Below are 26,248 nucleotides of genomic sequence, written 5' to 3' on the forward strand. Positions count from 1 at the left end.
CTTTTCTCAACCCTTTGAGACAGGTATGAGAGGCCCATTCAACGGAGCCTCTCATGACCAAGATCACCCCACAACCCGGCATTATGGACATCGCGCTGTATCAGGGCGGCCAGTCGCATGTGGCGGGAGTGGAGCATGTGATCAAGCTGAGCTCGAACGAGAACCCCTTTGGACCCAGCCCCAAGGCAATAGAGGCGGTGCGCGACAGCGCGGCCATTCTGCATCGTTATCCCAGCACCGACCACGCGAGCCTGCGCGCGGCCATCGGCGCACGCCATGGGCTGGACCCGGCGCGGATCATCTGCGGTGTCGGCAGCGACGAGGTATTGCAATTCGTCGCCCAGGCCTACGCGGGGCCGGGGGACGAGGTGATCTATACCGAGCACGGGTTTTCCATGTACCCGATCATCGCCCGCATGGCCGGCGCGACGCCGGTCATGGTGGCCGAACGTGACCGCAAGGTGGATGTGGATGCCATTCTCGCCGCGGTGACGGGGCAGACGCGGATCGTGTTTGTCACCAACCCCGGCAATCCAACTTCGACCATGATCCCGAACGACGAACTGGAACGTCTGGCGCTGGGTCTGCCCGGCACCTGCCTGATGGTTCTTGATGGCGCTTATGCGGAGTTTGTCGAAGGGTTCGATGGCGGGGCGTCACTGGTTGACGCCCATGAGAATGTAATCATGACGCGCACCTTCTCAAAAGTGTACGGGTTGGGCGGAATGCGTGTCGGATGGGGCTATGCGCACCGCCCGATCATCGACGTGCTGAACCGGGTGCGCCAGCCCTTCAACCTGTCAATGACCGCATTGGCGGCGGCTGAAGCTGCGGTAAACGATGTGGAATTCCTGACCTTCTGTCAGGCCGAAAACGCGCGCCTTCGCGTGTGGCTGGCCGATCAATTGGCCAAGACAGGCGTGCCGTCGGACCCGTCCTGCACCAACTTCATCCTAGCGCGTTTCGCCGATCGGGCCGAGGCTGAGGCCTGCGATGACTACCTGAAAACGCAGGGTTTGATTGTCCGCCGGGTTGCAGGCTACAACCTGCCGAACGCCTTGCGGATCACCGTGGGCGACGAAGAAGCCTGCCGCCGTGTGGTTGCGGCGATCACTGCATTCAAAGAGGGCGCAGCATGAGCCAGATTTACGACCGCGTTGCGCTGATCGGGCTGGGCCTGATTGCTTCGTCCATGTTCTGGGCGATGAAACGTGCAGGGCTGGCCGGGGAAGTGACGGGTTATGCCCGGTCTGAAAAGTCCCGTGAAACCGCGCGCAGGATCGGATTGTGTGACCGTGTTTGCGACACGGCACGCGAGGCGGTCGAAGGCGCCGATCTTGTCGTTCTCTGCGTGCCTGTGGGGGCTATGGGCGCAGTTGCAGAAGAAATTGCATCCGTGCTGAAACCCGGTGCCACCGTTTCGGATGTGGGTTCGGTCAAGCGGGGCGTCATTCGGGCGGTGCAACCGCATATCCCCGACGGTGTGCATTTCGTCCCCGCGCATCCTTTGGCAGGGACCGAGCATTCCGGTCCTGAATCCGGGTTTGCCGAACTGTTTGACAATCGCTGGTGCCTGTTGGTCCCGGTCGAGGGTTCGGACCCGGATGCCATTGCCCGCCTGCGCGCGCTTTGGGAGGGTATGGGGTCGAATGTCGATGAGATGGATGCGGATCATCACGATCTGGTCCTCGCCGTAACGTCCCATGCGCCGCACCTGATTGCCTACACGATGGTTGGCGTGGCCGACGATCTGCGACGGGTAACCGACAGCGAAGTCATCAAATATTCGGCCGCCGGCTTCCGCGACTTCACCCGGATTGCCGCGTCCGACCCGACCATGTGGCGGGATGTGTTCCTGTCCAACAAGGATGCGACGCTGGAAATCCTGGGCCGGTTCACCGAAGAGCTTTTTGCCCTGCAACGCGCCATACGCACCGGCGACGGCGATCATTTGTTTGACTACTTCACCCGCACCCGTGCTATTCGTCGCGGCATCATCGATGCCGGGCAGGATACGGATGCGCCGGACTTTGGGCGGGGAAAGACAAGTTCATGAGACTGCGCTGGGGGCATATTCTGATCGGGGTCGTGGCTTTGAGCGCCGCGCCGGTTCAGGCCGCGCCCCTTGACCAGTCTTTGGTGCCCCTCATGCGCCCTTTGACTGTTCAGCAGGCTGTCAGCGCGCCTGCCCCTTCTGACATTGCCAACCTGCGTCCGGTTTCGCGTCCGGTTTCGCCGCAAGTCACGGCTGCGGCGGCGCGCCCGTCGGAGCTGCCACTTCTGGGACCGGACACATCCTTGATGCCTTATTTGCGGCCCGAGTCTGTCGAGCAGCAGGTGTTGTTCAAAAGGCGCAAGCTGCGCAAAGGGTCTGTTTGCGGGGATATTGCCATTCAGGGCAAGCCTGTTGGCCGGGTGGGCAGCAAGAATTCAGCCTGCGGTGTCAAGGATGCGGTACAGATCACCTCGGTTTCGGGTGTGATGCTCAGCCGCCCCTCGACGATGGATTGCGGCACCGCCATTGCGTTGAACAAGTGGGTCGACAAGACCGTCAAACCCACCTTCAAACGCCGCGGACCCGTGGTCGAGCTGCAAATCGCCGCCCATTATGCCTGCCGAACCCGCAACAACCGCAAAGGCGCGCGGATATCCGAACATGGCAAGGGCCGTGCGATCGATATCTCAGGTTTCAAAATGGCCGACGGTGAGGTGGTGACCGTCCTGAACGGGTGGCGCAAGAACCCGTCTCAGAAACAGCTCAAGAAGATCTGGCGCGGGGCGTGCGGCCCCTTTGGTACCGTGCTGGGGCCGAATTCCGATCGCTATCACAAGGATCATTTCCACCTTGATACGGCCCGCTATCGCAGCGGACCCTACTGCCGTTAACGCAGGATCAGGCGCGGGGCAGGGCCCAAAGGCAATGGCCCGAGCGCCACGAAACCATCGCGGAAATTCAGTTGCAGATCCAGCGCGTTGGGGTTTCCGCCCAGCCCTGCCAGAAAGTTCAGCCCTCGGGTGACGGGATCTACGGCCTGATCGGGCAGGGCCCCCGCCGCGTTTGCCATTGCGATCATATCCCGCCAGTTTTCGGCTTTGACGGCAATCTCTCCGGTCGGGATACCTTGGGCGTCCACGTCCAGATCGCCGGTCGCGAACAGGCGCAGCTCACCCCATTTGATCTCGGCCAGACGCAGATCAATGGCCACGGGCTGCGGACGGCTGTCTTCGAGGGCGGACCGGCTCCAAACCTTGTCGAATGTGGTGACCATATCCAGTTCCAGCGTCTCAAAGCTCTGCGGTAACGAACTTGCGGAATGCATCAGGGCCCGCAGTTTTTCCCCCGGTGTGAACCCATCCGCGCGGGCCGTGATGGAATAGGCTTGGGAAATTGGCGTTTGTTCCATGATCAGGCTCAGCGTGTCGCCCGAGGCCAGCGTGGTAGAGTTTTCCGTCACCGACCAGGCTCCGGCCGTCAAAGCCATTTTCTCCAGCACGAGCGAGACGCCGGGCTGCAATTGCAGCTCGGCAAGCAATTCGTCGGCCACAATTGTTGATGTCTGGTCGAAATATGAAAGGCGTTGCGGTGTGTCCGCGAACCGCAATACCTGACGACCGGGCCAGATGGCGGGGCTTTTGAATTCGATCCAATCCGCGCTCCATGCCGTGCCGTTCACCGGATCCGCCAGTGCCGGATTGTTCAGGCGGGTCATGTGGTGGGTCGGATAGCCTGCCGTTGCGACATTCGAGAAATCCGCTTGCCAGCCGCGCGCCTCCTGCTGTTCGAACCAGCCAGTGATAGCAGAGCGCAGGCCATATCCGGCCACGAACCAATAGGCGCTCCATGCCAGGGAAACAAAAATCAACACTCGTATCAGACGCATTCGAAAGGCCCTTTTTCCCGCCTTGGAATTGATGTTTATAGGCCGAAACAGGCAAGGACCAGTGCAATGACGATGTGGGTATTCGGATATGGATCGCTGCTGTGGAATCCGGGCTTTCCGGTGGCACGCAGTGAACGCGCGACACTTCATGGTTATTCCCGGTCCTTCTGCATGAGCTCGATCCACCATCGCGGGACCGAAGAAAAACCCGGCCTGGTGCTGGCACTGGACGAACAGGAGAACGCCAGTTGCACCGGTTTGGCCCTTGCGGTCGAGGCCGGTCACGAAGACCGTACGCTGCACGAGCTGCGCGAGCGCGAGCTGATTTCCTCGGCCTATGTTGAACGTATGCTGGATGTGCACCTGGAAAACGGCGAAATCGTCAATGCCGTTACCTATGTGATCGATGCCGACCACGTTCAGTATTGCGGCGGGATGCCGTTGGAGGAACAGGCCCGGATCATCGCCCATGCGGTTGGCGGGCGCGGTCCGAATGACGAATATCTTTACAACACCGTAGAACATCTGGCCGAGATCGGGCTGCGTGACCATGATCTTGAGTGGTTGGCGCAACGGGTGCGGGACATCACCGCATAAACTCTTGGCGTCACGCGCGGAATCCCGCTAGATTCGACGCAAAGCAGGCAAATACCGGGAACCACGCGCATGGCGCAGGCACATCAGGGCGCGAGACCCCATTTCTCGCATCCCATTCGACAAATTCTGTTGATGTTGATGGCGATCGGCTTGTCCGGGCTGGGCGTGTTTCTGGCACTGCCTTACGTATTGCCGGTTTTCTATGCCAATCCGTATCTGAATGGTTTCATTCTGATCGTATTTCTTATCGGCGTCCTCGCTTGTTTTTATCAGGTCACGCAACTGATCGGGTCTGTGCGCTGGATCGAGGCCTTTGTCGGGGGCGTCGTTCGCGAAGATGCGCGCACACCGCAATTGCTGGCGCCTTTGGCTTCGCTGCTGCGCGAGCGAGGCGCGCGCTCACAGATCAGTTCCACCTCAACCCGGTCCATTCTGGATTCCGTGGCCGAGCGTGTCGAAGAAGAACGGGAAATCACGCGTTATATTACCAACGTTCTGATCTACTTGGGTCTGCTGGGTACATTCTTTGGCCTGGCGACAACCGTTCCAGCCATTGTCGACACCATCCGCAGCCTGAACCCGCAGGAAGGCGAAGAGGGGCTGGCCGTTTTCAATCGCCTGATGACGGGGCTCGAGGCGCAGTTGCAGGGGATGGGTGTTGCGTTCGGGTCGTCTCTGCTGGGCTTGGCGGGATCGCTGATCGTTGGTCTGCTCGAAGTGTTTGCCGGGCATGGGCAGAACCGCTTTTATCGCGAGCTCGAAGAATGGCTGTCCACGATCACCCGCGTTGGATTCGCCGGTGGTGAAGAAGGCGGGGCAGAGATCGCCGTACTGACACCTGTGCTGGATGCCATGTCCGAACAGATGGATGCGTTGCAGGATCTGTTTGCCGCTCAGGAAAGCGAGCGGGCCGAGGTTTCGGCCAAGCTGGGGCAACTGGTCGATGTGATTGCCGAGATGAACAATCGCCAGGCCAATACCGAAAGCGTCACTTCGGCTCTGGAGCGTGTCGCGCTGGGGCAGGATGCGTTGCTTGACCACATGCGCGAACACGGTGCAGGCGATGGCATCGATGCCGAAAGCCGGATGCGCCTGCGCTCGATGGACGTGCAGTTGCTGCGCATTCTCGAAGAGATTTCGGCGGGTCGTCAGGAAAGCATGAACGAATTCCGCAAGGATATCGAACTGCTGGTCAAGGCCCTGACCCTGCCGCGGGGCGCGGTGCGCACCACGCCGGAAGGAGAGTAACCCATGGCGCTGTCCCGCCGCACCGGTCAACGCTTCCAGGGCTCGGTCTGGCCCGGATTCGTGGACGCGATGACCGGGCTGCTGATGGTGCTGACATTCGTTCTGACCATTTTCATGGTGATTCAGTTTGTTCTGCGCGAAACCATTTCGGGGCAGGAAGACGAACTGACGACACTGGCAGACGAAGTTGCCGCGCTTGCGGGCGCGCTGGGTTTGGAAGAGCGTGAAAACAGCCGCTTGCAGGCAAGGCTGGGTGCGTTGAACACGACGCTGTCGCAGGCCGAAGACGATCTGGCGCAAGCGCAGTCGCTGATCGCCTCACTGACCACCGAACGCGACCGTCAGGCCGCCGCGCTGGATCAGGCGCAGACCCGTATCACGAATTTCGAAGCACAGGTTGCGGCGCTGCTTGCCGAGCAGGAACAGGCTTTGGGCGACATCGCAGCGCTTGAGACTGAGCGCGAGCAATTGCTGACGGAACAAGAGGCGCTGAACCTTGCCCTTGCACAAAGCCGCGAGGAAATCGATGCGCAGACAGAAGCGGCCCGATTGGCAGCCGCCCGCCGCGAGGCGCTGGAAGCAATGGTTGCGGATCTGGAGCAAAGCGGCAAGGAACGCGCGGCGGAAATCGCCACTCTTGAACAGCAACTGAGCGATGAAGAAGCCGCCCGCCTGGTCGAAGCCTCTGCTGCCGAGGCATTGCGAAACCGTCTTCAGGATGCGGATGCCGAACTGACGGCCATGACGCTCGCGTTGGAGGCACAACGCAAAGAGGCCGAAGAGACGCTGACTCTTCTGGCCGCCGCGCAAGCCGCGCGGGCCGAGCTTGAGCGGCAATTCGGCGACGTGAATCCTGATGAATTGCGCGCCCAGCTTGAAGCCGCCTTGGAGGCGCAAACGCAAGCGCAGGCGGATGCTGATGAACAACGCACCTTGGCCGAACAAAGGCAGGCTTTGCTGGCTCTGGCCGAATCGACATTGTCGGAAGAGAAAGAAATCTCAGCCGAGGCCCAGCGTGAGGCGGCTTTGCTGAACCAGCAGATTGCCGCCCTGCGCGGGCAGTTGGGGTCCTTGCAGGCCCTGCTGGATGATTTCGAAGAACGCAACGAGGCCGCCGAAATCCAAATCCAGACTTTGGGTCAGGACCTGAATGCCGCGCTGGCCCGTGCCGCTTCGGAAGAACGCCGCCGCCGCCTGCTGGAAGAAGCCGAACGCCTGCGTCTCGAGGCCGAGGCCGAAGCACTGGCCGGTCAGAATGAGGAACTGGCAGCGCAAGCGGAAGATCTGCAACGCTATCGTTCGGAATTTTTCGGACGTCTTCGGGATGTCCTTGGCGATCAGGAAGGTGTGCGGATTGAAGGCGACCGTTTTGTCTTTTCGTCCGAGGTTTTGTTTCCGACAGGATCAGCCGTGCTGTCCGTGGAAGGGCAGCAGGAGGTTGCGAAAGTTGCCAACATCCTGCGCAGTATCGCCGCTGAAATTCCACCCGGTCTGAACTGGGTGATCCGGGTCGACGGCCATACCGATAATGTTCCGCTGGCCGGTTCAGGCCGATACCGGGACAACTGGGAACTCAGCCAGGGTCGCGCGTTGTCTGTCGTGCGCTATATGGTCGACGCGCTGGGCATCCCGCCCAATCGTCTGGCGGCAAACGGGTTTGGTGAATTCCAGCCGGTCAATCCGGCTGACACGCCCGAAGCGCGGGCACAGAACCGCCGGATCGAGCTGAAACTCACGGAAAGATAGCAAAACTCTTGCCTCTTGCCTGGGTAATCTGCGTGATGGGGTCAAACCGATTACCGTCTGCCAAAGCGAAAGCTTTGATCCGGAGTGCCCCTGAAGCACCGGGGCACCACGGGGTAGTCTTCGGTCAGAAAATACGCATAGGTTCCTGAAGGGTATTCTGCTGAAACGGTGAAGGCGCCGTTGCATTGGTCCAAATTGCCGTGACCCTGAACAAAAACGTAGTCCTCGTTGAAGGTGCCGCCATGCCGCCCGCCCGGCGCAGCGCCACCCGGCCGGTTGCCGGGTTTCAGACGATAGGACGACGTCATTTCGGTCACTTCGCCCCCTACGACGCCAGTGACGGCATATATCGGGAAACCATCTGCGGCATAGCCGATCAGGGGCGAATGCTCGGACGGTGACCATCCCAGCAGCTTAACCAACTCTGTCGGTACACCGTGATAGTGATACTTTCCGTTCGGCTGTACATGGGCATAATTGGCGTCCAATCCCAAGGAAACAGCGCCACCCAAGGCATTGTAGGACCACCCGGACCTGGGGTCGCCATGCCAGAACTCGGCCGCCAGCGGGTCGAATACAACCCCGTTGAGTGACACGCCAAAGTTCCACCCCATTTGCAGCGGCGTGATTGCACCTTTGGCCGTTGGATTTGCAGGCAATTTCAACCTGACCTTCTGCTGTTCGATCTGGTGCGGGTTGCCTTGGTTTGGAAACCGACCAACCAGATGATCAGGAATGCCGTTGCCCGTCAATTTGATTTTTCCGCCTTTTTCTTTCAACGAGGCGCTGCTTTTCCCGGGGTTTTCGGTTGCGGGCACCAACCTCAGCGGTTCTGCGGTCGTTTCGTCGTGATAGCGAAACCTGTGCTGTGCAGTTGCCACAGCGGCAACGGCGGATAGGGCAAAGGCGGCGCCCCAGAGGATTGAAATTTTGCTCACGTGTCGATCCCTGTCTTGCGTTCATCATTGAAGATGACACGCAACAGACGTCTTTTTCCGTCGCATTTTATTGTGCCGCCACTTAAAAAGCCCGGCGATGGGGATCGCCGGGCTTTGAAGGAGTTGTCTGTTTTCCGGTCAGTCTGCCGTCAACAGAGGTGGCTTGTCTCCTGAAATGCGCCGTTGGTCCGGGCCAAGAATTTCAAGATCCAGTTCGCCTTTCTTGACCGAGACACGCACCACGCCGCCCTTGGCCAGCTTGCCGAACAACAGCTCTTCGGCCAGCGGCTTCTTGATGTGCTCCTGAATGACACGACCCAGCGGGCGTGCACCCATCTTGTCGTCATATCCCTTGTCGGCCAGCCACTCGGCAGCTTTCGGGGTCAGGTCGATGGTCACGCCACGATCCAGCAGTTGTGCCTCAAGCTGTAGGACGAATTTCTCGACCACCTGCAAAATGACCTCTTTCGGCAGCGGTGCGAAGGAGATCACGGCATCCAGACGGTTGCGGAATTCCGGTGTGAACATGCGCTCGATCGCGGCCGTGTCTTCGCCTTCGCGCCGATCGCGACCGAAGCCGATGGCGGCCTTGGCCTGTTCCTGCGCGCCCGCGTTCGAGGTCATGATCAGCACCACGTTGCGGAAATTCACCGTGCGCCCGTTGTGATCGGTCAGCTCGCCATGGTCCATCACCTGCAACAGGATGTTGAACACGTCCGGGTGGGCCTTTTCGATTTCGTCCAGCAGCAATACGCAATGCGGATGCTGGTCGACACCGTCGGTCAGCAGACCACCCTGATCAAACCCGACATAGCCCGGAGGGGCACCGATCAGGCGGGAAACCGCATGTTTCTCCATGTATTCCGACATGTCGAAACGCAGCAGTTCTACACCCAAGGTATCCGCCAGCTGTTTCGCCACCTCGGTTTTGCCAACCCCCGTCGGACCGGCAAACAGATAGTTGCCGATGGGTTTTTCAGGTTCGCGCAGACCGGCACGGGCCAGTTTGATCGCACTGGACAGCGCCTCGATGGCCAGATCCTGACCAAACACCACCCGTTTCAGCGATGCTTCGAGGTCTTTCAGCACCAACGCATCATCCTTGGTGACGTTCTTGGGCGGAATACGCGCGATCTTGGCGACAACCGCCTCGATCTCTTTGACGCCAATGGTCTTGCGCCGCTTGCTTTCCGCGACCAGATGCTGCGCCGCGCCGGCCTCGTCGATCACATCGATGGCCTTGTCGGGCAGCTTGCGGTCGTTGATGTAACGCGCCGACAGCTCAACCGCCGTCTTGATCGCATCGGCGGTATATTTGATGTCATGATGCTCTTCGAAATAAGGCTTCAGCCCGCGCAAAATCTTTACGCTGTCCTCCACCGAAGGCTCGTTCACGTCGATCTTCTGGAACCGGCGGCTCAACGCACGGTCCTTTTCGAAGTGCTGACGGAACTCTTTGTAGGTGGTCGAGCCCATGGTGCGCAGTTTGCCGCCCTGAAGCGCAGGCTTCAGCAGGTTCGACGCATCCATCGCCCCGCCCGAGGTCGCCCCGGCACCGATCACGGTATGAATCTCGTCGATGAACAACACCGCGTCGGGGTGATCCTCCAGTTCGGTCACAACCGCTTTCAGACGTTCTTCGAAATCACCGCGATAGCGGGTTCCGGCCAGCAGCGCGCCCATGTCCAACGAATAGATCGTGGTATTGGCCAGCACATCGGGGGCCTCGCCACCGACGATCTTGTGCGCAAGGCCTTCTGCGATGGCGGTCTTGCCCACACCCGGATCCCCCACCAGCAGCGGGTTGTTCTTGCGGCGGCGGCACAGCACCTGGATGCAGCGTTCCACCTCATCCGAGCGTCCGATCAGCGGATCGACATCACCAGCTCGAGCCTTGGCGTTCAGATCCACGCAGTATTTTCCCAGCGCGCTTTCTTTCTGTTCGGCTTCGCCGGATGTGGTCTGGGCGTCTTCTTCCACCTGATCCGCACCGGATACCGAGCGGCTTTCGCCATAGGCAGGATCCTTGGCGACGCCATGCGCGATGAAATTGACCGCGTCGTAACGGGTCATGTCCTGCTCTTGCAGGAAATAGGCGGCATTGCTTTCGCGTTCGGCGAAAATGGCGACCAGTACGTTGGCGCCGGTCACTTCGGTCCGGCCCGAGCTTTGAACGTGGATCGCCGCGCGTTGGATGACGCGCTGGAACGCCGCGGTGGGTACGGCTTCGGATCCGTCGATATCCGTGACCAGATTCGAAAGATCCTCGTCGATGAACTCCACCAAAGTGCTGCGCAACTCGTCCAGATCGACACTGCACGCTTTCATGACGCGCACGGCATCGGGTTCTTCCAGAAGGGCCAGCAGCAAATGCTCCAGCGTTGCGAATTCATGGCGCCGTTCATTCGCAGCCGCCAGGGCCGCGTGGATGGCTTGTTCCAATGTGCTCGAGAATGAAGGCACGCGGGTGCTCCTCTGTCTTGGGTCAGAAGGGGGCGGTTTCTTGGCCGGAACCCCATCCCAACCATGTCCTCATACTATTAGAGTTTGGTTGATCGTGGCCCGGCTTCAAGGGTTTTCTTTCACTTGACAGTCACATTTGTTGTGACCGTGGCCCTGAAGAGGAGCAAATAGGCATCAGAACCGGTCTTTTCTAGCCCGAATTTCGGCAAAAACGGCCTCGGGGTCAGCACCCACCATACCCAATTTCGCCTGAATCGCCGGATCGGCGGCCCTCAGGAACGGATTTGTGGCCTTTTCAAGGGCCAGAGTCGAAGGAACAGTGGCTTTTCCGGCCGCACGCGCGCGGTCGATATCCGCAATGCGATCTTTCAAGGCTTGGTTTTCGGGATCGACTGTAATCGCGAATTTGGCGTTGGATTGTGTATATTCGTGCCCTGAACAGACCAAAGTGTCATCCGGCAGGGCGGCCAGCTTGTTCAACGAGGCCCACATTTGCGCGGGTGTGCCCTCGAACAGGCGCCCACAACCCAGCGCCATCAGGCTGTCGGCGGTGAACACGGCGGAACTCTGCGGCATGTAGAATGCGATATGGCCATCCGTGTGCCCGGAAACGTCCAGAACCTGAACCGGTTCGCCGCCTATCTCGAAACTGTCCCTCTCGGTGACTTGCTGATCCAGCGGCGGCAGGCGATTTGCGTCAGCGGCGGCCCCGATGACTTTTGCCGGCTGTTTGGCCAAAATCCCCGACAGCCCGTCCACGTGATCCCAGTGATGATGGGTCAACAGCACATGCGACAGTGTCCACCCTCGGTCATCCAGCGCCTTCAGGACCGGTGCGGCCTCGGGCGCGTCGATCAGGGCGGTCTGGCCAGTGACGGCGTCATGCGCCAGAAAGGCGTAATTGTCGCTCAGGCACGGGATTGTAACGATTTCAAGAGGCATGGCCTTTTGCCCTTTCATTGCTAGACTACGCCCAGCTAAGCCGATTGACCGGATGTCCGCAATGCATCTTGATGTACAGGATCTGAGGAACTTCTATTACCGCAGCACATTGGGGCGTGCGGCGCAGGCGGCTATTCGCGGGCGTCTGATCGAGCTTTGGCCCGAAGCAAAAGGCCAGACAGTGGCGGGATTCGGTTTTGCGGTGCCTTTGCTGCGCCCTTACCTATCGGATGCGCGCCGGGTCATCGGGTTGATGCCGGGACCACAGGGCGTGATGCCATGGCCGGCAGGCATGCCCAACGTTTCGGTCCTGACCGAAGAAACACTCTGGCCGATCGAGACCGGCCACGTGGACAAGCTTGTGGTGATGCATGGGCTGGAAACGTCGGAACGGCCAAACCAGTTGCTTGACGAATGCTGGCGCGTGCTGGGCCCCGGTGGCCGGGCCGTCTTCATAGTACCCAACCGGGCGGGTCTGTGGTCACGGTCGGACAAGACCCCGTTCGGGTTCGGGCGCCCGTACTCGGCAACTCAGCTGGAGAACCAGCTCAAGGCGCATCACTTCCTGCCCGAGGTGCATTGCTCGGCCTTGTATATGCCTCCGTCGTTCCGGCGATTCTGGTTGAAATCCGGCAACCTGATCGAAAAGGCCGGCCAGCGGATTCCGACGGTCATGGCCGGTGGGGTGCTGATGGTCGAAGTCAGCAAACATATCCGCCCGCCAAGCGGCAGCGTGACCAAGGATGCGGTCAAAAAACCGATCAAGGCGCTGGACGGCTTGCTGAAGCCCGCCTGAGACCCCGGGCAATTCCATGCGAAAAATTGAGGAAAAAAAGTCACAGGAATCGCAAAAACCTGCATATTCGTAACATTTTTCAACTGGGCCAATGTGTTCAAACCGTCGCACTTGCCGTAAGTTAATGAAAAATAACAATTTGTGGATAAATCTGTTACCGCTATAGCGTATTGCTTGGTTGGTTCGGCTCTGCTACATCCCCGGTGATTTTGATCCCCGACCGTCTGGCCGGGGTTTCTTCACGCCCCCGGGGTAGCTGCCGCACGCGAATTCGGGGCCCAAAATATCGGAAGGGTGGACGTGTCCGAACCAGCTTCGATTTCCACTGGCATCGCCGAGCGCTATGCCACCGCGATCTTCGAGATCGCAAAAGAGAACAACGACCTTGCAGGTCTGGAATCCGGCATCAATGATCTGGCAGCCGCGCTGGACGACAGTGCAGAGCTGCGCGACCTGATCGCATCGCCGCTGGTTTCCCGCGCTGAACAGGAAGGCGCGATCACTGCGATCGCAGACAAGATGGGTCTGAACCCCATCCTGCGCAACACGCTGGGTCTGATGGCGCAGAAGCGCCGCCTGTTCGTCGTGCCGCAACTGCTGAAGGTTCTGCGCGACATGCTGGCCGAAGAGCGCGGCGAAGTGACCGCCGAGGTTGCCTCGGCCAAGGCACTGACCAAGACCCAGATGGAAAAACTGTCCAAGACACTGTCCGAGCGTGTGGGCAAGACGGTGACAATCAATGCGACCGTGGATGATAGCCTCATCGGCGGTCTTGTCGTTAAAGTGGGCTCGAAAATGATCGACAGTTCGATCCGTTCGAAGCTGAACTCCCTACAGAATGCAATGAAAGAGGTCGGATAAATGGGAATCCAAGCTGCAGAGATTTCTGCAATCCTGAAGGACCAGATCAAGAATTTTGGTCAGGAAGCCGAAGTGGCCGAGATCGGTCGCGTGCTGAGCGTCGGTGACGGGATTGCCCGTGTATACGGTCTGGACAATGTGCAAGCCGGTGAGATGGTCGAATTCCCCGGCGGCATCATGGGCATGGCGCTGAACCTGGAAAGCGACAACGTCGGTGTCGTTATCTTCGGGTCCGACCGTGACATCAAAGAAGGTGACACCGTCAAGCGCACCAACTCGATCGTGGACGTTCCGATCGGTGACGAGCTGCTGGGCCGCGTTGTTGACGGCCTGGGCAACCCGCTGGACGGCAAAGGCCCGATCAACGCAACCAAGCGTGGCGTTGCAGACGTCAAGGCGCCCGGCATCATCCCGCGTAAATCGGTTCACGAGCCGATGGCAACCGGCCTGAAATCGGTTGACGCGATGATCCCGATCGGCCGTGGCCAGCGTGAGCTGATCATTGGTGACCGTCAGACCGGCAAAACCGCCGTTGCTCTGGACGCAATCCTGAACCAGAAAACCTACAACGACGCAGCAGGCGACGACGAGTCGAAAAAACTGTACTGCGTTTACGTTGCAATCGGTCAAAAGCGTTCGACCGTTGCACAGCTGGTGAAGAAACTGGAAGAATCCGGTGCGATTGAATATTCGATCGTTGTGGCCGCAACCGCTTCGGACCCGGCTCCGATGCAGTTCCTGGCGCCCTACGCCGCAACTGCGATGGCTGAATACTTCCGCGACAACGGCCGCCACGCGCTGATCATCTATGATGACCTGTCGAAACAGGCTGTGTCTTATCGTCAGATGTCGCTGCTGCTGCGTCGTCCGCCCGGACGTGAAGCCTATCCTGGCGACGTTTTCTACCTCCACTCCCGTCTGCTGGAACGTTCGGCGAAGCTGAACGAAGACTTCGGCGCGGGTTCGCTGACCGCTCTGCCGGTTATCGAAACTCAGGGTGGTGACGTTTCGGCGTTTATTCCGACCAACGTGATCTCGATCACCGATGGCCAGATCTTCTTGGAAACCGAACTGTTCTACCAGGGCATCCGTCCTGCCGTGAACACCGGTCTGTCGGTTTCGCGTGTGGGCTCTTCGGCTCAGACCAACTCGATGAAGTCGGTTGCCGGTCCGGTTAAACTGGAACTGGCTCAGTACCGCGAAATGGCTGCTTTTGCGCAGTTCGGTTCAGACCTCGACGCCGCAACCCAGCAGCTGCTGAACCGTGGTGCGCGTCTGACCGAGCTGATGAAACAGCCGCAGTACTCGCCGCTGACCAACGCTGAAATCGTCTGCGTCATCTTCGCAGGTACCAACGGTTACCTCGACAAGATCGATGTGTCCGACGTTGGCCGTTACGAAGCTGGCCTGCTGGCACACCTGCGTGGCAAGCACGCGGATCTGCTTCAGTGGATCACGGACGAAGACCCCAAGATCAAGGGTGACGCTTCCGACAAGATCAAGGCTGCGCTGGACGAATACGCCGCAACCTTCGCTTAAGGGAGAGGCGGGCATATGCCAAATCTTAAGGACCTTAAAAACAGGATCGAGTCGGTCAAATCGACCCGCAAGATCACCAAGGCCATGCAGATGGTCGCGGCTGCAAAACTGCGCCGCGCCCAAGAATCTGCCGAAGCCTCGCGTCCGTATGCCGAACGGTTCAATGCCGTGATGGCAGGGCTGGCGGCTTCGGTCGGGGGCAGCGACAGCGCCCCCAAGCTGCTCCGTGGTACGGGCAGCGATGATGTCCATCTGCTGGTTGTCATGACAGCTGAACGCGGCCTCTGCGGCGGCTTCAACTCGAACATCGCCAAGCTGGCCCGCCAAAAGGCGGAAGAGCTGCGCCTGAAAGGCAAGACGGTCAAGGTTCTGACTGTCGGCAAGAAGGGCCGCGACGCGCTCAAGCGTGATTTTGGCGATCTGTTCGTTGGACATATTGACCTGAGCGAAGTCAAGCGTCTGGGCTATGCCAACGCGCAGGACATCGCGAAGGACATCCTGTCTCGTTTCGACGGGGGAGAGTTCGACGTGGCCACGATCTTCTACTCGAAGTTCGTCAACGTCGTGACCCAGATCCCAACGGCACAGCAAATCATCCCTGCCTCGTTCGAGGACGAAGCGGCGGGTGACGACAGCGGTGCCATCTTCGACTACGAGCCCAGCGAAGAAGCCATTCTGGCCGACCTGCTGCCCAAGGGGGTTGCGACTGCGATCTTCTCGGCTCTGCTCGAAAACGGGGCGTCTGAACAGGGTGCACGGATGTCCGCGATGGACAACGCGACACGCAACGCGGGTGAGATGATCGACAAACTGACGATCCAGTTCAACCGCTCGCGTCAGGCTGTGATCACCAACGAGCTGATTGAAATTATTTCCGGCGCCGAAGCGCTGTAAGAAAACCGGAGACGAAACATGGCGAATGCAAAAGGCAAAGTCACACAGATCATCGGGGCCGTCGTCGACGTGCACTTCGAAGATCAGCTGCCTGAAATTCTGAACGCGCTGGAAACCACCAACAACGGCAAGCGCCTAGTGTTGGAAGTTGCTCAGCACCTGGGTGAAAACACTGTCCGCACCATCGCGATGGACGCGACCGAAGGTTTGGTCCGCGGCGAGGCCGTGACCGACACCGGCGCACCGATCTCGGTTCCTGTCGGCAACGCCACCCTGGGCCGCATCCTGAACGTGGTCGGCGAACCGATCGACGAAAAGGGCCCGGTCGAAGCCACCGAAACCCGCGCCATCCACCAGCCCGCGCCCGAGTTCGACGAACAGTCGACCGAGTCGGAAATCCTAGTGACCGGCATCAAGGTTGTTGACCTGCTGGCCCCCTACGCCAAAGGCGGCAAGATCGGCCTGTTCGGCGGTGCCGGCGTTGGTAAAACCGTTCTGATCATGGAACTGATCAACAACATCGCAAAAGTGCACTCGGGCTTCTCGGTGTTCGCGGGTGTTGGTGAACGGACCCGTGAAGGCAACGACCTGTACCACGAGATGATCGAATCGAACGTCATCAAACCCGACAACCTGTCGGAAAGCCAAGTGGCCCTGGTTTATGGTCAGATGAACGAGCCTCCGGGTGCGCGTGCACGGGTCGCTCTGACCGGTCTGACCCTGGCGGAACAGTTCCGCGACCAGTCCGGTACCGACGTTCTGTTCTTCGTCGACAACATCTTCCGCTTCACGCAGGCGGGTTCCGAGGTGTCGGCTCTGCTGGGTCGTATTCCTTCGGCGGTGGGCTACCAGCCGACGCTGGCCACCGACATGGGCGCCTTGCAGGAACGCATCACCTCGACCAAGTCGGGATCGATCACCTCGGTTCAGGCGATCTACGTGCCTGCGGACGACCTTACCGACCCCGCGCCGGCAACCTCGTTCGCGCACCTGGACGCGACCACCGTCCTCAACCGTGCGATCTCGGAAAAGGGTATCTATCCGGCCGTTGACCCGCTCGACTCGACCTCGCGTCTGCTTGATCCGGCCATCGTTGGAGAAGAGCACTACAAGGTTGCGACCGACGTTCAGCAGATCCTTCAGCGCTACAAGTCGTTGCAGGACATCATCGCCATCCTCGGCATGGACGAACTGTCGGAAGAGGACAAACTGACCGTGGCCCGTGCCCGTAAGATCGAACGTTTCCTGTCGCAGCCGTTCGACGTGGCCGAGGTATTCACCGGTTCGCCCGGCGTTCAGGTTCCTCTGGATGTGACCATCGCGTCGTTCAAGGCCGTTGTGGCCGGCGAATACGATCACCTGCCCGAAGCGGCCTTCCTGATGGTTGGCGGCATCGACGAAGTGATCGCCAAAGCGGAGAAGATGGCCGCAGAAGCCGCCTAAGGAGTATCCCTGATGGCAAACACGATGCAATTCGACCTCGTCAGCCCCGAGCGGTGCCTTGCTTCGCTGCAGGCGAGCGCGGTCCAGATTCCCGGCGCGGACGGGGACATGACGGCAATGCCCGATCATGCCCCCACCATCACCACGCTGCGCCCCGGTCTGCTCAAGGTCGAGGCACCCGAAGGGTCCAGCGAATACCTGGTCACCGGCGGGTTTGCCCAGATCAACGGCGACAGCCTGTCGGTTCTGGCCGAAAAGGCCATCCCGGTGGCGGAAGTAACCCGCGCGCATCTGGACGAGCTGATCGCCGAGGCGCGCGCCTCGCACGAGGTGGCGAAGGAAAACGGCGAACAGACCATTGTCGACGATGCAGCCAAGCTGCTGGCCGATATGGAAGCGCTTGGAACGCATATGAGCCTGTAACGGGCCCACCAGAAAAAAATTTGAGCGGCCTCGCACTTGCGGGGCCGTTTTTTTGTCGTGCTTTTGCCGAAATGCCGGGGTAAGTTGCGGGAATTCAAGAATAATGATGATAAGATGAAAAAGTTTCTAACCCATCCCATTGGAATTGAGCAGGGTGAAAATGTCCTGTTCTCGGAGTTTGCCGAAGGCGGCGATATGTGGACCGGGCAGGGGCCGCGTGAACGTCGCACGCACATTCGGTTCAAAGAAGCATTTCGAACCCCGCCTATGGTGCAGATCGGGATCTCGCTGTGGGATGTCGACACGTCCTCGGCGCTGCGCGCAGAGGTTCAGGCCGAACATATCACCGCCGAGGGTTTTGACGCAGTATTCCGGACTTGGTCCGACACTCGGATTGCCCGCATCCGGGCCAGCTGGACCGCGATTGGAGAGGTGGCACACCCGGACGACTGGAATATTTCCTGATCCGGGTTCGCCATTTTTTCAAGCGTTTGAACGACTGATTGGGCTCAGTCGTCCTGCGCTTCGATCATGTCCACGCGCGTGGCGTGGCGGCCGCCTTCGAATTCGGCGCTCAGAAACGCGTCAACGATGTCCAGCGCCAGACCTTCGCCGACAACCCGCGCGCCAATCGACAACATGTTGGCGTTGTTGTGCTGGCGGATCATGCGGGCCGAGAATGCGTCGGAACAAACGCCACAGCGAATGCCGGGCACTTTGTTCGCAGCCATCATGATACCCTGCCCGGTGCCGCAGAGGATGATACCCAAGCTGCAATCGCCCGAGGCAACGGCCTGCGCCGCGGCCTTGCCGTGCTTGGGGTAATGGGTGCTTTCGGGGGTTGTCGGGCCGATATCAACCACGTCCCAACCTTGCTGCGCGATGTGGTTGGTTACGGACTGGCGCAGCTCGATCGCCGCGTGATCGCTGGAAAGAACAATACGTTTGTTGGCAGTCATGGAGGTGATTCCACTTGTGTCGCCGATCGCGCCGCATGGTCAGATATCCGCGCAATCGGTATTTCAGATATCAGGGGGCGACATGTTCGGCCGCCCCTGTTGCTCAATCCATCTGGTACATGGATTCGTAGATCGGGGTCAGCGTCTTGTCTTCGAACAGCGAAGACACACTGGTTCCGTTCCAGATGTTCAGGATCGCCTGGGTGAAGATCGGCGCAGTCGGAACGATGCGGATATTCTTTGCCTTCAAAATCTCTTTGGTCGGCTGGATCGTATCGGTCAGCACCAGCGACTTCATGACCGAGTTCGTCACCCGTTCGACCGCGGGGCCGCTCATGACGCCATGCGTGATGTACGAATGAACTTCCTTGGCGCCATTGTCCAACAGGACCTGCGCGGCCTTGCAAAGTGTTCCGGCGGTGTCACACATATCGTCGACGATCAGGCAGATCTTGTCCTTCACATCCCCGATAACGGTCATTTCCGCGACTTCGCCTGCTTTCTCGCGCCGCTTGTCAACGATCGACAAGGGGGCATTGATGCGTTTGGCCAATTCACGTGCGCGCGCCACGCCGCCCACGTCGGGTGAAACCACCATGATCTCATCCAGATTGTCCTTGAACTGGTTTTTGACATCCAGCGCAAAGATCGGCGAGGCGTACAGGTTGTCGACGGGCATATCGAAAAAGCCCTGAATCTGCGCGGCATGAAGATCCATCGTCAGAATCCGCTCGATCCCTGCGCCGGTCAGCATATTGGCCACCAGCTTGGCGCTGATGGGCGTGCGGGCCTTGGTGCGGCGATCCTGGCGGGCATAGCCGAAATAGGGGATCACGGCCGTGATCCGTTGCGCCGACGAGCGGCGCAGTGCGTCGGCGATGATCAGCAGCTCCATCAGGTTGTCGTTGGCCGGGTTCGAGGTCGGCTGGATAATGAACATATCCTCGCCGCGAACGTTCTCGAACACTTCGACGAAGATCTCGCCGTCATTGAACCGTTCGACGCGCGCATCGACCAATCCCTGGTCGACACCGCGATACAGGCTCATGCGGCGGGCGATGGTTTCGGCAAGTGGAAGGTTGGCGTTCCCAGCGATAAGCTTGGGTTCGTGAAGTGTCGGCATCGGCTGAGGTCCCCGGGCAGCAATGGCAATGTGACAGATTCGTGATGTTGACACCGCTTAGCATGGCCTTACCGTCCCGCAAAGGTAACGCAGCGGAGAAAGTGAACATGACCCGGATTGACTACTTTTTTGCGACAATTTCGCCCTACAGCTATCTTGCGGGGAACCGGCTGGAAGAGATTGCGGCGAAACACGACGCAACGATCAACTACAAGCCGCTGGACATCATGGCCCTGTTCGCACGCACCGGGGGCACGCCACCGAAAGACCGCCATGTATCGCGCATCGAATACCGCGCTCAGGAGCTGCTGCGTCAATCGAAGAATCTGGGGATGGAGTTCAACCTGCAACCGGCGCACTGGCCGACCAACATGGCGCCGTCTTCCTATGCGATCATCGCCGCGATCAAAGATGGTTCGGGCGACGTGGGCAAGTTGTGCCAGTTGATCCTGCGCGCCTGCTGGGCCGAAGAAAAGGACGTCGCTCAGGATGATGTGATCCGGGACTGCCTTGCAAATGCCGGGTTTGACCCGGAACTGGCCAACAGCGGTCTGCTGGTCGGGGCCGAAACCTATGCCGCCAATCTAGAAGAAGCCGTGGATCGCGGCGTGTTCGGCGCGCCGTTCTACATCACGCCGGATGGTCAACGCTTCTGGGGGCAGGATCGCCTGGACGATCTGGATCGGCATCTGTCCGAGATGAATGGATGACAGCCCCGACGGCGATGCAATCCGGTTTCGTGAGACGATTGGGCGACGGAGGGCGCAATTTGCTTGCCCTTCATTGCACCATTGCACATTCCGGCGCGTGGTCCGGCCTGGCCAAGGCATTGGATGGCAGCGTGTGTCTTGTTGCACCGGACATGCTGTCTCATGGGCGCAGTCCGGATTGGGACGGTCAAAGCGATTTCTTTGACGCTGTGACAGGGCTGGCGGCGGTCGAATTGACCGAGCCCACGGATCTGGTCGGCCATTCCTTTGGGGCGATCGTTGCGCTCAGACTGGCCATCGAGCACCCGGACTGTATACGAAGTTTGACCCTGATCGAGCCTGTGTTCTTTGCCGTGGCAAAACAGGACGCGCCCGATTTGTACGATCAGCACCGGCGAGAGTCACAACCGATTGAAGCAGCGTTCCAAGCAGGCGACGAAGCGCTGGCCGCGCGGTTGTTCAACCGGATGTGGAGCACCGGTATCGGCCCAAAATGGCCTGACCTGCCAGAGCGGACGCGCGCCGGAATGGTGCGTGGGATTCATGTTGTTCCTGCGTCTTACCCCGTTCTGTACGATGACCGCGCCGGGTTGCTTGACCCCGACAGCTGCAAGCGCGTATCGATGCCAACCCTGTTGCTGAGCGGATCAAAGACCCACCCGACGATCCCCGCAATCTGTGATGGATTGCAGCGCCGTCTGCCGAACGCACGCCATGAGGTCATTCAAGGTGCGGGGCACATGCTGCCCATTTCGCACCCCCGTGAAACCAGCGTGCTGCTTCGAAAGCTCTGGAAAGCTGGCCAAGAGACGGGTGTTACAACAGGCTGAGAAACTGATCGATCTCGGCTGTCCCGATCGACCAGTCGCAGACCAGTCGGCATGCAAGGCTTTCATCGTCATCATCACCTTCAAGCTCGGCCCCCCAGAGGTGGTAGACCGCCCCGGCCTCATGCAGCTGTTTGTGCTTCGCGCGTGAAAAAGCGGCAAAGATCATATTGGCCTGTGGTTCGTGCAGGAACTCGGCCCCTTTTGCACGCAGGCCGTCGGCCAGCCGGGCACAGTTTGCGTTGGCCTGACGCGCCAGCTTCAGCCACAGATCATCCTCAAGATAAGCCGCCATCTGAGCGGACAGGTAGCGATGCTTGGAAAACAGATGCGCCCCGCGCTTGCGCCGCAGCTCGAATTCCCAGGCTTTGCTCTCGTCAAAGAATACCACCGCTTCAACGCCCATCAGCCCGTTTTTCGTGCCGCCAAAGCTGACCGCGTCCACCCCGGCTTTCCATGTCATATCAGCCGGAGAACAATTCAGGGCCACCAGAGCATTGCTGAACCGGGCCCCATCCAGATGGACCGGCAAGCCATATTCCTTTGCGACCCCGCACAACGCCTGCAACTCCTCGAGCGAATAGACCGATCCGCGCTCGGTGACCTGGGTGATCGACACCGGCCCGCGCTGCGGCCCGTGAACCCCGCGGGTTTCTTCGCCCAGGATGGACCCGCGCAGCGCGTCCGGCGCCATCTTGTCGCCGCCGGGAACAAGGGTCAGCTTGGCGCCGGTGTAAAACTCGGGCGCGTTGCACTCGTCTTCGTGAATATGGGCAACCGGAGAGCAGAAGATCGTTTCCCAGGGGTTGGACAATGTGGCAAGGGCCAGCGAATTTGCCGCTGTCCCCGTCGCCACCAGATAGACGGCCGCCCCCGGAGCTTCAAAGATGCTGCGAATGCGGTCACGCACCTCGTTCATCATCGTGTCGGCGCCATAGGCCATCTGGTAGCCCTGGTTGGCCTCGGCCAGTTTGGCCATGACCTGCGGGTGAACCGGCCCGGAATTGTCAGATGCGAAATACATCAGCTAGGCTCCTCGATAATGTAGTCTTCCCACTCTTCCATGGGGGTTTCGAACTCGGACACCGTGCGCCCTCGGACCGACACGCCTGCGGCGTGCACGGTTTCCGGCGTACCAGACAACAATGGATGCCAGTCGTAAAGCGGTTTGCCCTCCCACAGCAGCCGATAGGCGCAGGTTTGCGGCAACCAATAGGCGTGTTCGTCGATATTGTCGGGTGTCATGACGATGCATTCCGGGACGAATTGATGCCGGATGTCGTATTGCGTGCAGCGGCAGCTTTCATCGTCCAGCAGGCGGCAGGCGACGCAGGTCAGGGCAACTTCGCCCGAGTCTTCATCTTCCAGCTTGTTGAGGCAGCACTTGCCGCAGCCGTCACACAGGGCCTCCCACTCGCGCTGGTTCATCTTGCGCAGGGGTTTGCGTTCCCAGAACCGGGCGGGCAGGCCGGTGCGTTCAATCGGATCGGCGCTCATAGGGCGGCCAGTATGCCCCGGGCCTGTTCACAATCGGCATTCATCTGCGTGATCAGACCATCCAGCCCCTTAAATGTCATTTCAGGGCGCAGGAATTCGATCAGCCCCACCGACAAGGTCGCCCCGTACAGGTCGCCGGAAAAGTCGAACAGGAAGGTTTCGATATTTGGCACTTCGCCATGGAACATCGGGCGCACCCCAACCGAGGCCGCGCCGTGATAACTGCCCTGATGCGGGCCATCCAGCACGTCGACCAATACCGCGTAGACACCGAATTTCGGCGGATGGAGCCCTTCGATGGACATGTTCGCAGTTGGGAAACCCAGTTCCCGCCCGCGTTGCTCGCCGCCGATCACCTCGCCTTCGATCCTGTGCCAATGGCCCAGCATCGCGGCTGCATCCTTTGGGCGACCCTCGCTCAATGCGGTGCGGATGGCGGTTGACGAGACCACGTTTTCCGACCGCTGCATCAAAGGGGCAATCGTCACGCCAAATCCCATCTCTTGCCCGAAGCGAACCAGATCGTCAGCCGTCCCACTGCGGCCCTTGCCAAAACAGAAATCGGCCCCGACCACGACATGGGACAGACCCAGACCGTCACAAATCACGTTGCGCGCGAATTCATCAGGGGAAAGCCCGGCCAGCGCCGCGTTGAACGGCAGCTCGTACAGTTTCTCCACACCCAGCTTCTCAAGCCGATGCGCCCGCGCATTGCCGCGCATCAGGCGGAACGGAGGAGAGTCCGGCGCAAAGTATTCACGTGGATGCGGCTCGAATGTCATGACCCCCAGTGGCGCATCCGGGGCCGCGTCGCGGGCCAGTTCGATGACCGACTGGTGCCCCAAATGGACGCCATCAAAATTCCCGATCGCAACGCTGGCGCCGCGATCTTCTGGCTCGACAAACTGGAAATCCCGGATGATGTGCATAGGCGATTGCGTAGCGTTGCGTTGCGATTTGTTCAAGCGGCAGTTTGAATTCAAGGCACGGGTCCTGGCGAAACACACCAAAACCATTTGTCAGACCTGATTGCACACAGGGCATCCCCGGAATGCTGTGCGACATTCGGCCAACTGCTTGATCCAAAAAAAATACTGGGTGTAGACTGGGTTTCCGGCCCTCGGACCACGCTGGGGGGGCGGACGATGGCCCGGCCAGGTTCAAATGGACCCAGCACAGGAGGCAGACCATGTATCGATTGCGACTGTTCGCGATTCGCAACGCCCGTGCGTTCGAGTGGATTTACAAATGTGTCGAACGGGGCATGGTCGCGATGGATCCGGTCTTTGCAAGGATCGGCTACAACCGCGTTGAACGCCCCATCGCGCTGGTCGAAAAAGGCGTCAAAAGTCTTTTGTTTGATTGCAAGATGTGCGGACAATGCGTTTTGTCTTCGACGGGTATGTCTTGCCCGATGAACTGCCCCAAGCAACTGCGCAACGGCCCATGCGGCGGCGTACGTCCCGGTGAGTTCTGCGAGGTGAAGCCCGATATGAAATGCGTCTGGGCTTTGGCCTGGGACGGGGCCAGCCGCATGCAACACGGGGGCGACAAGATAAAAGAGGTCCTTCCGCCTGTGGAACACACGTTGAAGGGATCATCATCCTGGCTGCGGGTCAGCCGCGAGATCGCCGCGCAGGAACGCGAGGCCCGAGACGCTGCCCGCGAAACGCTTGCGCAGGCGTTCCCGGAGGCGCGCGAAAACGAACCCTCTGCGGCACCTCTGGCTGCTGAACCCCCCAACGCGGTGAACCGGGAGCTGAAGAAATGAATGATGCCCATCGCAGCGAGGTCGAGCCGATCGGCTATGTGCCTGTTCCCGAAGGCTATGTCTCGCACAGTCGATTGGAAAGAGTTCTGCGTTCGGGCCGCTTTGCGGTGACCGCTGAACTGAACCCGCCAGACAGCGCTGACCCCGAGGATGTTTTTCAGGCGGCGCAGCCGCTGGGTGAAGTGGCGGATGCGATCAATGCAACCGATGCGTCTGGTGCCAACTGCCACATGTCTTCGATAGGGATCTGTGCGTTGTTGACCCGCGCGGGGTATTCTCCGGTCTATCAGATTTCCTGCCGAGACCGGAACCGGATCGCCATTCAGGGGGATGTTCTGGGGGCTGCGGCGCTGGGCGTCAGCAACGTGCTGTGCCTGACGGGCGACGGTGTCGGTGTTGGGGATCAACCGGGGGCAAAACCGGTGTTCGACTTTGATTCCCTGACCTTGTTGCGGACGATCCGAACGATGCGCGATCAGGGAAAGTTTCTTTCCGGCCGCAAGATCACGCGCCCCCCTCAACTGTTTTTGGGTGCGGCGGAAAACCCCTGTATACCGCCCTATGACTGGCGCCCGGAACGTCTTGCAAAGAAGGTCGAGGCGGGGGCCGAGTTTATTCAGACCAACTATATCTACGACATTCCGCTCTTTGAAAGGTTCATGGATCGTGTTCGGGATGCCGGTCTGGACAAAAAAGTATTCATCATCGCCGGTGTGGGGCCCATCGCTTCGGCACGCGCGGCACGCTGGATGCGCAGCAATGTGCCCGGAATTCACATCCCGGATCATGTCATCGAGCGGATGGAAAAGGCCGAAAAGCCCGCGGAAGAGGGCAAGAAGATCTGTATTGAACTGATCCAGCAGATTAGGGACATCGTCGGTGTTTCCGGGGTTCATGTGATGGCCTACAGGCGTGAACACGTGGTGTCGGAAATCATTCTGGAATCAGGTGCGCTGAAAGGGCGAAAACGAACTCGTTCTTCCTGACGACCTTGTGTGCAGTTGAGTGCCCAAACAAAAAAGGCGCCGGTCCGGCGCCTTTTGCAAAACTGTGTTTGCCAGTCAGTCGAACTTGCGCGACGGGGCAAGCACCATGGCTTCGCCGATCAGGACCTTCTTGCCCTCGACCGAACAATGGCAGTCTAGCTTGACGCGGCGCTTGGCAAAATCGATGTCGATCACTTTCACCTCGGCATAGACCATGTCACCCGGACGCACAGGCGCCAGGAACTTCAGTGACTGACCCATGTAAACGGTGCCATGACCCGGCAGTTGTTCACCAATCACGGCCGAGATCAGACCCGCCGTCAGCATTCCGTGGGCAATACGGCCTTCGAAGATCGTATCGCGGGCATAGTCGTCGTCCAGATGCACCGGATTCCGGTCGGTCGAGACCTGCGCGAACATTTCGATATCTTCATCCGTCACCACTTTGCGCAGGTGGCGGGACATGCCCATTTCGATGTCTTCGATACAGATCGTTCCGCGCGGAAGATTGTCCAACATGTTGCCCTCACTCGAAGTCGGCCGTGAAAGAAAAAACCATCATTTGGCCAAGGTTGGCAACTTTATTACTTCGCAGTTGCAGAAA

27 protein-coding genes are annotated in these 26,248 nt (G+C 59.5%); 17 read left to right on the plus strand and 10 right to left on the minus strand.

Going from position 1 to position 26,248, the window contains the following annotated elements; all coding sequences use genetic code 11:
* The first annotated feature begins 53 nt into the window (after positions 1–53).
* From hisC to ACR0A2_RS06770, 3 genes are read left to right on the plus strand one after another with little or no spacing between them, the layout of a single operon-like run.
* The gene (gene hisC / locus ACR0A2_RS06760; protein WP_480834545.1) at positions 54–1,139 is read left to right on the plus strand and encodes a histidinol-phosphate transaminase; all 1,086 of its coding nucleotides are present in this window, start codon (positions 54–56) and stop codon (positions 1,137–1,139) included.
* Positions 1,136–2,056, plus strand: coding sequence for a prephenate/arogenate dehydrogenase family protein (locus ACR0A2_RS06765; RefSeq protein WP_480834546.1), 921 nt, complete (start codon positions 1,136–1,138; stop codon positions 2,054–2,056). Before hisC ends, ACR0A2_RS06765 begins: the two co-directional genes overlap by 4 nt.
* Positions 2,053–2,886, plus strand: a complete 834-nt coding sequence (locus ACR0A2_RS06770; protein ID WP_171665935.1) for an extensin-like domain-containing protein — start codon at positions 2,053–2,055, stop codon at positions 2,884–2,886. The genes ACR0A2_RS06765 and ACR0A2_RS06770 overlap by 4 nt, the downstream gene beginning before the upstream one ends.
* On the opposite strand, the gene ACR0A2_RS06775 is transcribed toward ACR0A2_RS06770, so the two are convergent.
* Positions 2,883–3,881 (minus strand): DUF2125 domain-containing protein, encoded by a 999-nt coding sequence (locus ACR0A2_RS06775; protein WP_480834547.1) that lies wholly within the window; start codon positions 3,879–3,881, stop codon positions 2,883–2,885. The genes ACR0A2_RS06770 and ACR0A2_RS06775 overlap by 4 nt on opposite strands.
* A 66-nt stretch (positions 3,882–3,947) precedes the next feature.
* Here ACR0A2_RS06775 and ACR0A2_RS06780 point away from each other — a divergent pair, with 66 nt between their 5' ends.
* From ACR0A2_RS06780 to ACR0A2_RS06790, 3 genes are all read left to right on the plus strand, one after another.
* Complete coding sequence (locus ACR0A2_RS06780) at positions 3,948–4,478, plus strand: gamma-glutamylcyclotransferase (protein WP_152459021.1); 531 nt, start codon at positions 3,948–3,950, stop codon at positions 4,476–4,478.
* A 69-nt stretch (positions 4,479–4,547) separates the two neighbouring features.
* Entirely contained in the window at positions 4,548–5,726 is a 1,179-nt protein-coding gene (locus ACR0A2_RS06785) for a biopolymer transporter ExbB (RefSeq protein WP_171638904.1), read from the plus strand.
* 3 nt (positions 5,727–5,729) lie between these two features.
* On the plus strand, positions 5,730–7,472 hold the full coding sequence (locus ACR0A2_RS06790; protein ID WP_480834548.1) for a peptidoglycan -binding protein: 1,743 nt from the start codon (positions 5,730–5,732) through the stop codon (positions 7,470–7,472).
* A gap of 50 nt (positions 7,473–7,522) precedes the next feature.
* On the opposite strand, the gene ACR0A2_RS06795 is transcribed toward ACR0A2_RS06790, so the two are convergent.
* The 3 genes from ACR0A2_RS06795 to gloB all read right to left on the minus strand — a co-directional run bounded on the left by ACR0A2_RS06795 (position 7,523) and on the right by gloB (position 11,815).
* Positions 7,523–8,410 carry a YHYH protein gene (locus ACR0A2_RS06795; protein ID WP_480834549.1) on the minus strand — a complete coding sequence of 296 codons (888 nt, stop codon included), beginning with the start codon at positions 8,408–8,410 and terminating at the stop codon, positions 7,523–7,525.
* Positions 8,411–8,548: 138 nt separating this feature from the next.
* Positions 8,549–10,873 carry an ATP-dependent Clp protease ATP-binding subunit ClpA gene (gene clpA / locus ACR0A2_RS06800; protein WP_171168952.1) on the minus strand — a complete coding sequence of 775 codons (2,325 nt, stop codon included), beginning with the start codon at positions 10,871–10,873 and terminating at the stop codon, positions 8,549–8,551.
* Between the two features lie 174 nt (positions 10,874–11,047).
* On the minus strand, positions 11,048–11,815 hold the full coding sequence (gloB, locus tag ACR0A2_RS06805) for a hydroxyacylglutathione hydrolase (protein ID WP_480834550.1): 768 nt from the start codon (positions 11,813–11,815) through the stop codon (positions 11,048–11,050).
* Positions 11,816–11,876: 61 nt separating this feature from the next.
* On the opposite strand from gloB, the gene ACR0A2_RS06810 reads away from it, so the two are divergent.
* From ACR0A2_RS06810 to ACR0A2_RS06840, 7 genes are all read left to right on the plus strand, one after another.
* The gene (locus tag ACR0A2_RS06810; protein WP_171229009.1) at positions 11,877–12,611 is read left to right on the plus strand and encodes a class I SAM-dependent methyltransferase; all 735 of its coding nucleotides are present in this window, start codon (positions 11,877–11,879) and stop codon (positions 12,609–12,611) included.
* A 300-nt stretch (positions 12,612–12,911) separates the two neighbouring features.
* Complete coding sequence (locus ACR0A2_RS06815) at positions 12,912–13,472, plus strand: F0F1 ATP synthase subunit delta (RefSeq protein ID WP_171232889.1); 561 nt, start codon at positions 12,912–12,914, stop codon at positions 13,470–13,472.
* Complete coding sequence (gene atpA / locus ACR0A2_RS06820; protein ID WP_152459013.1) at positions 13,473–15,011, plus strand: F0F1 ATP synthase subunit alpha; 1,539 nt, start codon at positions 13,473–13,475, stop codon at positions 15,009–15,011. It begins immediately after the preceding gene.
* Between the two features lie 15 nt (positions 15,012–15,026).
* Positions 15,027–15,905 carry a F0F1 ATP synthase subunit gamma gene (locus ACR0A2_RS06825; protein WP_171118815.1) on the plus strand — a complete coding sequence of 293 codons (879 nt, stop codon included), beginning with the start codon at positions 15,027–15,029 and terminating at the stop codon, positions 15,903–15,905.
* A gap of 18 nt (positions 15,906–15,923) precedes the next feature.
* Positions 15,924–17,348 carry a F0F1 ATP synthase subunit beta gene (gene atpD, locus ACR0A2_RS06830; RefSeq protein ID WP_152459011.1) on the plus strand — a complete coding sequence of 475 codons (1,425 nt, stop codon included), beginning with the start codon at positions 15,924–15,926 and terminating at the stop codon, positions 17,346–17,348.
* 12 nt (positions 17,349–17,360) lie between these two features.
* A complete protein-coding gene (locus tag ACR0A2_RS06835; protein ID WP_480834551.1) occupies positions 17,361–17,771 on the plus strand; it encodes a F0F1 ATP synthase subunit epsilon in 411 nt (136 codons plus the stop codon).
* A 114-nt stretch (positions 17,772–17,885) separates the two neighbouring features.
* On the plus strand, positions 17,886–18,236 hold the full coding sequence (locus ACR0A2_RS06840) for an H-type lectin domain-containing protein (protein ID WP_480834552.1): 351 nt from the start codon (positions 17,886–17,888) through the stop codon (positions 18,234–18,236).
* A 44-nt stretch (positions 18,237–18,280) separates the two neighbouring features.
* On the opposite strand, the gene rpiB is transcribed toward ACR0A2_RS06840, so the two are convergent.
* Together rpiB and ACR0A2_RS06850 are read right to left on the minus strand one after the other, a co-directional pair.
* Complete coding sequence (rpiB, locus tag ACR0A2_RS06845) at positions 18,281–18,730, minus strand: ribose 5-phosphate isomerase B (RefSeq protein WP_480834553.1); 450 nt, start codon at positions 18,728–18,730, stop codon at positions 18,281–18,283.
* 103 nt (positions 18,731–18,833) lie between these two features.
* On the minus strand, positions 18,834–19,853 hold the full coding sequence (locus ACR0A2_RS06850) for a ribose-phosphate pyrophosphokinase (protein WP_152459007.1): 1,020 nt from the start codon (positions 19,851–19,853) through the stop codon (positions 18,834–18,836).
* A gap of 107 nt (positions 19,854–19,960) precedes the next feature.
* Here ACR0A2_RS06850 and ACR0A2_RS06855 point away from each other — a divergent pair, with 107 nt between their 5' ends.
* Positions 19,961–20,563, plus strand: coding sequence for a 2-hydroxychromene-2-carboxylate isomerase (locus ACR0A2_RS06855; RefSeq protein WP_152459006.1), 603 nt, complete (start codon positions 19,961–19,963; stop codon positions 20,561–20,563).
* Entirely contained in the window at positions 20,560–21,393 is an 834-nt protein-coding gene (locus ACR0A2_RS06860) for an alpha/beta fold hydrolase (RefSeq protein ID WP_480834554.1), read from the plus strand. Before ACR0A2_RS06855 ends, ACR0A2_RS06860 begins: the two co-directional genes overlap by 4 nt.
* Here the strand turns inward: ACR0A2_RS06860 and ACR0A2_RS06865 are convergent.
* Genes ACR0A2_RS06865 through ACR0A2_RS06875 form a run of 3 tightly spaced genes read right to left on the minus strand, consistent with a single transcriptional unit; the run spans position 21,380 to position 23,816 of the window.
* Entirely contained in the window at positions 21,380–22,414 is a 1,035-nt protein-coding gene (locus tag ACR0A2_RS06865; protein ID WP_480834555.1) for a threonine aldolase family protein, read from the minus strand. The two genes, ACR0A2_RS06860 and ACR0A2_RS06865, sit on opposite strands and share 14 nt — an antisense overlap.
* Entirely contained in the window at positions 22,414–22,887 is a 474-nt protein-coding gene (locus ACR0A2_RS06870) for a YcgN family cysteine cluster protein (protein ID WP_171206268.1), read from the minus strand. Before ACR0A2_RS06870 ends, ACR0A2_RS06865 begins: the two co-directional genes overlap by 1 nt.
* A complete protein-coding gene (locus ACR0A2_RS06875; RefSeq protein WP_480834556.1) occupies positions 22,884–23,816 on the minus strand; it encodes a bifunctional riboflavin kinase/FAD synthetase in 933 nt (310 codons plus the stop codon). The genes ACR0A2_RS06870 and ACR0A2_RS06875 overlap by 4 nt, the downstream gene beginning before the upstream one ends.
* A gap of 260 nt (positions 23,817–24,076) precedes the next feature.
* Between ACR0A2_RS06875 and ACR0A2_RS06880 the strand changes: the two genes are divergently transcribed.
* Complete coding sequence (locus ACR0A2_RS06880) at positions 24,077–24,658, plus strand: methylenetetrahydrofolate reductase C-terminal domain-containing protein (RefSeq protein ID WP_171118794.1); 582 nt, start codon at positions 24,077–24,079, stop codon at positions 24,656–24,658.
* Complete coding sequence (locus ACR0A2_RS06885) at positions 24,655–25,644, plus strand: methylenetetrahydrofolate reductase (RefSeq protein WP_171638915.1); 990 nt, start codon at positions 24,655–24,657, stop codon at positions 25,642–25,644. The genes ACR0A2_RS06880 and ACR0A2_RS06885 overlap by 4 nt, the downstream gene beginning before the upstream one ends.
* A gap of 75 nt (positions 25,645–25,719) precedes the next feature.
* Here the strand turns inward: ACR0A2_RS06885 and ACR0A2_RS06890 are convergent, their stop codons facing one another.
* Positions 25,720–26,163: a MaoC family dehydratase gene (locus tag ACR0A2_RS06890; protein WP_117872517.1), complete on the minus strand. Its 444-nt coding sequence runs from the start codon at positions 26,161–26,163 to the stop codon at positions 25,720–25,722.
* Positions 26,164–26,248 lie beyond the last annotated feature (85 nt).

The organism is Ruegeria sp. H8 (assembly GCF_056532905.1).

Bases quoted from the DNA above. Each gene is read 5' to 3' on its own strand.
- hisC (WP_480834545.1), top strand. From the start codon at position 54: ATGACCAAGATCACCCCACAACCCGGCATTATGGACATCGCGCTGTAT.
- ACR0A2_RS06765 (WP_480834546.1), top strand. From the start codon at position 1,136: ATGAGCCAGATTTACGACCGCGTTGCGCTGATCGGGCTGGGCCTGATT.
- ACR0A2_RS06770 (WP_171665935.1), top strand. From the start codon at position 2,053: ATGAGACTGCGCTGGGGGCATATTCTGATCGGGGTCGTGGCTTTGAGC.
- ACR0A2_RS06775 (WP_480834547.1), bottom strand. From the start codon at position 3,881: ATGCGTCTGATACGAGTGTTGATTTTTGTTTCCCTGGCATGGAGCGCC.
- ACR0A2_RS06780 (WP_152459021.1), top strand. From the start codon at position 3,948: ATGACGATGTGGGTATTCGGATATGGATCGCTGCTGTGGAATCCGGGC.
- ACR0A2_RS06785 (WP_171638904.1), top strand. From the start codon at position 4,548: ATGGCGCAGGCACATCAGGGCGCGAGACCCCATTTCTCGCATCCCATT.
- ACR0A2_RS06790 (WP_480834548.1), top strand. From the start codon at position 5,730: ATGGCGCTGTCCCGCCGCACCGGTCAACGCTTCCAGGGCTCGGTCTGG.
- gloB (WP_480834550.1), bottom strand. From the start codon at position 11,815: ATGCCTCTTGAAATCGTTACAATCCCGTGCCTGAGCGACAATTACGCC.
- ACR0A2_RS06810 (WP_171229009.1), top strand. From the start codon at position 11,877: ATGCATCTTGATGTACAGGATCTGAGGAACTTCTATTACCGCAGCACA.
- atpA (WP_152459013.1), top strand. From the start codon at position 13,473: ATGGGAATCCAAGCTGCAGAGATTTCTGCAATCCTGAAGGACCAGATC.
- ACR0A2_RS06825 (WP_171118815.1), top strand. From the start codon at position 15,027: ATGCCAAATCTTAAGGACCTTAAAAACAGGATCGAGTCGGTCAAATCG.
- atpD (WP_152459011.1), top strand. From the start codon at position 15,924: ATGGCGAATGCAAAAGGCAAAGTCACACAGATCATCGGGGCCGTCGTC.
- ACR0A2_RS06835 (WP_480834551.1), top strand. From the start codon at position 17,361: ATGGCAAACACGATGCAATTCGACCTCGTCAGCCCCGAGCGGTGCCTT.
- ACR0A2_RS06840 (WP_480834552.1), top strand. From the start codon at position 17,886: ATGAAAAAGTTTCTAACCCATCCCATTGGAATTGAGCAGGGTGAAAAT.
- rpiB (WP_480834553.1), bottom strand. From the start codon at position 18,730: ATGACTGCCAACAAACGTATTGTTCTTTCCAGCGATCACGCGGCGATC.
- ACR0A2_RS06850 (WP_152459007.1), bottom strand. From the start codon at position 19,853: ATGCCGACACTTCACGAACCCAAGCTTATCGCTGGGAACGCCAACCTT.
- ACR0A2_RS06855 (WP_152459006.1), top strand. From the start codon at position 19,961: ATGACCCGGATTGACTACTTTTTTGCGACAATTTCGCCCTACAGCTAT.
- ACR0A2_RS06860 (WP_480834554.1), top strand. From the start codon at position 20,560: ATGACAGCCCCGACGGCGATGCAATCCGGTTTCGTGAGACGATTGGGC.
- ACR0A2_RS06865 (WP_480834555.1), bottom strand. From the start codon at position 22,414: ATGTATTTCGCATCTGACAATTCCGGGCCGGTTCACCCGCAGGTCATG.
- ACR0A2_RS06870 (WP_171206268.1), bottom strand. From the start codon at position 22,887: ATGAGCGCCGATCCGATTGAACGCACCGGCCTGCCCGCCCGGTTCTGG.
- ACR0A2_RS06875 (WP_480834556.1), bottom strand. From the start codon at position 23,816: ATGCACATCATCCGGGATTTCCAGTTTGTCGAGCCAGAAGATCGCGGC.
- ACR0A2_RS06880 (WP_171118794.1), top strand. From the start codon at position 24,077: ATGTATCGATTGCGACTGTTCGCGATTCGCAACGCCCGTGCGTTCGAG.
- ACR0A2_RS06885 (WP_171638915.1), top strand. From the start codon at position 24,655: ATGAATGATGCCCATCGCAGCGAGGTCGAGCCGATCGGCTATGTGCCT.
- ACR0A2_RS06890 (WP_117872517.1), bottom strand. From the start codon at position 26,163: ATGTTGGACAATCTTCCGCGCGGAACGATCTGTATCGAAGACATCGAA.